3 protein-coding genes are annotated in these 5,479 nt (G+C 71.3%); 2 read left to right on the forward strand and 1 reads right to left on the reverse strand.

The window, feature by feature from the left end; translation table 11 throughout:
• Nucleotides 1-114: 114 nt before the first annotated feature.
• The gene (locus tag VGZ32_RS28000) at nucleotides 115-873 is read right to left on the reverse strand and encodes an SDR family oxidoreductase (RefSeq protein WP_326889236.1); all 759 of its coding nucleotides are present in this window, start codon (nucleotides 871-873) and stop codon (nucleotides 115-117) included.
• A 17-nt stretch (nucleotides 874-890) separates the two neighbouring features.
• On the opposite strand from VGZ32_RS28000, the gene VGZ32_RS28005 reads away from it, so the two are divergent.
• Together VGZ32_RS28005 and VGZ32_RS28010 are read left to right on the forward strand one after the other, a co-directional pair.
• The gene (locus VGZ32_RS28005) at nucleotides 891-3,908 is read left to right on the forward strand and encodes an AAA family ATPase (RefSeq protein WP_326889237.1); all 3,018 of its coding nucleotides are present in this window, start codon (nucleotides 891-893) and stop codon (nucleotides 3,906-3,908) included.
• Nucleotides 3,909-4,085: 177 nt separating this feature from the next.
• Nucleotides 4,086-5,479: alpha/beta hydrolase (locus VGZ32_RS28010; protein ID WP_326889238.1), on the forward strand; the 1,394-nt coding region annotated here is incomplete at its 3' end.

The raw sequence follows: 5,479 nt of genomic DNA on the forward strand, positions 1-5,479 counted from the left end.
TGAGTGTCGGCGGTCTTGGGCGAGGCGACCCTCGTGGCGGTGACATCCGCGCCGCCACTGGAGTGCGGTCGCTGCCAGCGAGCTAAGCGTCGCTTTCGTCGCGGTATCCCGCGCTCACCCTTCGAGGAGTTGCTGGCCGCCGTCGATGTCGAAGGTCGCGCCGGTGATCGCGGTGTTCGTCATGAGGTGGACCGCCAGGGCGGCGATGTCGGCCGGGCCGACGACGCGGCCGATCGGCAGCGTGGCACGGAGCTGTTCGCGGCGCTGGTCGATCTGGTCGCCGAGCAGGAAGGCCGACAAAGGCGTGTCGACAAACCCTGCCGCGAGCAGGTTGACCCGGACGGGCGCGACCTCGACCGCGAGGGTCCTGGTCATGGCGGGCAGCGCGGCCATGAGCGCCGCGATGAACGAGCGGCCCGCTGCCGCGCGGCGGCCGCCGGTGCCGCCCATGAATAGCAGGGTGCCTCCCGGGCGGATCTTGGCCGCGGCGTCCTTTGCGACCTGCAGCGGCAGCAGGAGATGGGCGTCGACGTTGCGGCGTGCTGCGTCGAGGTCGAACTCGGACAGCGGTGCGTAGTAGGGGCCGGGGCCGGTGACCAGGAGGTGGTCGATGGGGGCGGGCAGTGCGTCGAAGAACCGGCCGAGCCGGCCGAAGTCGGTGGCGTCGAAGGCGGCGATGCTGGCCCCGAGCTCGAGGCCCGCGCGGTGCAGGCGGTCCGGGTCGCGGGCGGTGAGGATGATGCCTGCTCCCTGGGCGCGGGCGAGCCGGGCGGTCTCGAGCCCGATGCCGGAGCTGCCCCCGATGACCAGGACGGTCTGCCCGATCAGGTCCCGCTCGCGGTGCACGGGCGAGGAGTTGATCGAGGCGGACATGGTTCCTCCAGACGTCGTTGTGGCTCACGCCGGCAGTTCCATCCCGGCCTGCTCCGCTGTCATGTGCGTGGCGGGCCCAGCCGGCCAGTGCGCGTTGCGCCGGCCGGGTCAGGAATCACCCTTGCACTTCGAGTGCTGCATCGCCCCCGGGAGACACCCTGGCGCGGCCCCTGGGCCAGCGGGGTTCCGCAGGCCCGGCCGCAGACGTACGCTCGGCTGATACCGGCTGCGCGCAGTCGCGGGACAACGCAAGGAGGCCGCCGACGAGTCACGATCCCCGCCCGCCCCCGAAGCTCCTCGGACGCCGCAGCGAGTGCGAGGCACTCGACCGGCTCGTGGCCGACGCGCTCGCTGGCCGGAGCCGGGTCACCGTCCTGCGGGGCGAGGCGGGCGTGGGCAAGAGCGCGCTGCTGGGCTATCTGTCCGGCCGGGTCGCGGGCTGGTACGTCGCGAGAGCTGTCGGCGTCGAGTCGGAGATGGAGCTGGCCTACGCCGGCCTGCACCAGCTCTGCGCGCCCATGCTGGATCACCTCGACCGGCTGCCCGTCCCGCAGCGCGATGCGCTCGCGACGGTATTCGGCCGCAGCACCGGCCCGGCGCCCGACCGGTTCCTGGTCGGGCTGGCCGTGCTGACGCTGTTCGCCGAGGTCGCCGAGCAGCAGCCGCTGGTCTGTGTCGTCGACGACGGGCAATGGCTCGACCACGCCTCGGCGCAGATCCTGGGGTTCGTCGCCCGCCGCCTGCTCGCCGACCGGATCGCGGTGGTGTGTGCCGCGCGGACAGGGGCCGGCGATGACGTTCTCGCCGGTCTGCCGGTCCTGCCGGTCCACGAACTCGGCGACAGCGATGCCCGCGCGCTGCTGCTGGACAACGTGCCCGGCCCTCTGGACGCCGCCGTATGCGACCAGATCATCAAGGAGAGTCACGGCAACCCACTCGCGCTACTCGAGCTGCCGCGGACGTGGAGCGTCGCCGATCTCGCCGGCGGGTTCGGTTTCCCCAGCGGTCAGCCGGTCGCCGGCCGGATCGAACAGAGCTACGTGCGGCGCCTCCAGCTGCTCCCTGCAGACACGCAACTGCTCGTCCTCACCGCTGCCGCGGAACCCCTCGGCGACCGCGCCCTGCTCCACCGTGCCGCAGGGACGCTCGGGATCAACATCGCGGCGGCGGGCCCCGCACAGGATGGCGGGCTGCTCGAGCTGGCCGGGCGCGTCGAGTTCGCACACCCACTCGTCCGGTCCGCCGCGTATCGCTCAGCAGCCGCGGACGACCGGCACCGCGTGCATCGCGCTCTGGCCGATGCCACCATCGCCGAGACCGACCCGGACCGGCGGGCCTGGCACCGGGCCCGCGCCACCCCGGGACCCGATGAGGAGGTCGCCGCCGAACTCGAAGGCTCGGCCGGCCGCGCGCAGGCCCGCGGCGGCGTCGCCGCAGCAGCCGCGTTCCTGCAACGATCCGCCGAGCTTACGATCGACCCGGCGCAGCGAGCCCAGCGCGCGCTGGCCGCGGCCCAGGCTCACCTGCAGGCCGGCGCGTTCGCCAAAGCGCTGGAGCTGGCGGCCACGGCGGAGGCCGGGCCGCTCGACGAGTTCCAGCGCGCCCAAACCGACATGCTGCGTGGACAGATTGCGTTCAGCTCGGGGGCAGGCAGCGACCCGGCCACGTTGCTGCTGAACGCTGCCAAACGGCTCGAATCACTGGATCCCGATCTGGCGCGCGACACTTACCTGGACGCCTTGGGTGCGGCACAACTCGCCGGGCCTGCCGGTGTTAGTGCCAGGATGAAAGTGTGCCGCGCAGCCAGGGCGCTTCCCCCGCCCGCCCACCCTCCACGGCCGATCGACCTCATTCTCGACGGGCTTGCGCTTCTCGTCACCGAGGGACGCGCCGCCGCCGCACCGACGCTACGGCGCGCAGCGCGCGTCCTTGTGGACGAAGGCGTGTCCACCGTAGAACGCTGGGGCTGGCTGGCCAGCGCACCGACGTATGCCATGTGGGACAACGAGGCGACGCGGACCGTAGTGGCATGCCAGATCCAGCTCGTCCGGGACGCCGGAGCCCTCGAGCAACTGCCGATTTACCTGAACTCGCTGGCTGGCGCCACGGCCCGGGCCGGTGACTTGGCGGCGACGGCATCCCTCATCGCGGAGATCAAAGAAGTCACCGCTGCAACCGGAGCCCGCCTGCAGCCCTTCACTACGCTCGTGCTCCTAAGCCTCAGGGGGCGCGAGGCCGAGGCGTCCACTCTGATCCGCGCCACCGTCGATCAGGCTGAGGGCTCCAGGCAGGAAAGCGTGATAACCCTGGCGCAGTACGCGGCTGCGATGCTCTACAACGGGCTCAGTCGCTACGAGGAGGCAATGACGGCGGCTCAGCAGGCTTGCTGGGATCCCGTCGACCTCTATGCTTCGGGATGGGCACTCCCCGAGCTCGTGGAGGCGGCCACGCGCTGTGGGCAAGCCGGGCTTGCCCGGGGTGCGCTCGAGCGGCTGGCGGCGACGACACAGCCCGCCGGTACCGACTGGGGGCTGGGGATCGAAGCTCGGTCACATGCGCTGTTGAGCGAGGACGCCGCCGCCGACGAGTTGTACCGTGAGGCGATTGATCGGCTAGGGCGTGCGCGGTTGCGCCCGGACCTCGCTCGCGCACATCTGCTCTACGGGGAGTGGCTGCGCCGCGAGGGCCGGCGCACAGACGCGCGGGAGCAACTGCGGGTCGCCCGGCAGATGATGGAGGCGATCGGCATGGAGGCGTTCGCCGAGCGTGCCCGCCGCGAGCTGCTAGCGACAGGCGAGAAGGCGCGCAAGCGCAGTCCCGGCACGCACGAGGAGCTCACACCGCAGGAGGAGCAGATCGCCCGGCTGGCCCGCGACGGCCTGTCGAACCCGGAGATCGGCGCGCAGCTGTTTGTCAGCGCGCGCACCGTCGAGTGGCACCTGCGCAACGTGTTTGCGAAGCTCGGTATCACCTCGCGCAGGCAACTCCAGACCACGCTGCCCGAGGACGGCCCGCTCGCCGGTACTCGCCCTTAGCCGGCGTTGGTTTAGCAGGCTTTAAGCGACTGCGGGCGCGACCTCACTGAGCCCGCGGACGGGCCAGGCCAAGGGAACCACTGGGTTATCCCTGGGGGGCAACCCAGGGAGTGCCCTGGTGTGATGCAGCGATTGAGATCGTAGCGTCATCCCTGGACACACCCCAGGGAGGCGGCTATGAGCACAGCCGAGGACCCCACCAGCGGCGAACTTCGTGAGGGCTACGCCGAGGTCGGCGAGCAGCGACTGCATTACATGGAGGCCGGGGAGGGGCCGCTGATCGTCTTGCTGCACGGCTTTCCCGAGTTCTGGTACGGCTGGCGGGAGCAGATCCAGCCGCTCGCGGCGGCGGGATTCCGGGTCGTGGCACCCGACATGCGCGGCTACAACCTGTCCTCCAAGCCGGACGGCGTCCACGCCTACGACACCGGCCAGCTGACCGCCGACATCGTTGGTCTCATCCACGAACGCGGCGCCGAGTCCGCGTTGCTGGCCGGTCACGACTGGGGCGGATCGGTCGCCTGGGCCACCGCGCTGGACCATCCCGAGGTCGTGGACCGGCTGGCCATTCTCAACGCGGCCCATCCGCGCAAGCTGTCGCAGGGGCTGCACCACCCGGGCCAGCTCCGCAAGTCCTGGTACTTCTTCTTCTTCGACCTCCCTGAGCTGCCCGAATCCGTCGTGCACGCCAATCACTGGCACTTCTTCCGGCACTTCCTGCGCGACGCCCACCCGGCGTACACGCCGGAGGAGACCGAACGCTACACCGAGGCGTGGTCGCAGCCCGGCGCGGCCACCGGGATGATCAACTACTACCGGTCTTCGGTGCGGACCCCGCCCAAGAAAGCCGAAGCGGCACTACGCCCGATCAAGGCGCCCACGCTGGTCATCTGGGGGCAAGACGATCGCTACCTCGGCCAGGAACTCGCCGACCCCGACGACGACGACGTGCCCGGCCTCGACCGCGTCGAGCGCCTGCCCGACGCCTCGCACTGGGTGCATTCACGACGAGGCCGAACGCGTCACCCACCTGCTCACCGGCTTTTTCGCCCCCGCTCTGGCCAAATAGAAAGGGTCAAGATCATGAACACAACCCACTGGCGGCGCGCCCCGCTGGCCGCCTGCTGCGCGGCGCTGGCCGCGCTGGCCCTCGCAGCAGCTGGTGCCACCGCTGCCACGGCCGGCACCAGGGCCGTGGCGTCGGGCTCCGGCGGCGCCCCGATCGCGACCACCGACGACGGCGCCGTCCGCGGCGTCGCCGCAGGCAGCATCAATGAGTTTCTCGGCATTCCCTACGCCGCTCCCCCCACCGGCAACCTGCGGTGGCGCCCACCGCAGCCGCCGGCCGAGTGGCAGGGGGTCCGCGACGCCACCCAGTTCGGGCCGAGCTGCCCGCAGCCGCCGCCGGCCGAGGGGAACGCGACCTTCCCGCCCGGCCCCATCAGCGAGGACTGCCTGTACCTCAACGTGTACACGCCGGCGCACTCCGGCGGTGACCTGCGCAGCGGTGACGAAGGCGGCCGGCCGGTGCTGATATGGATCCACGGCGGCGGGCTGACGTCGGACGCCAG

The organism is Actinocrinis sp., assembly GCF_035938995.1.
Taxonomy (GTDB): domain Bacteria; phylum Actinomycetota; class Actinomycetes; order Streptomycetales; family Catenulisporaceae; genus DASZGI01.

What these genes read in the sequence shown, in the direction of transcription:
- VGZ32_RS28000 (WP_326889236.1), bottom strand. Translation starts at nt 873, where the DNA reads ATGTCCGCCTCGATCAACTCCTCGCCCGTGCACCGCGAGCGGGACCTG.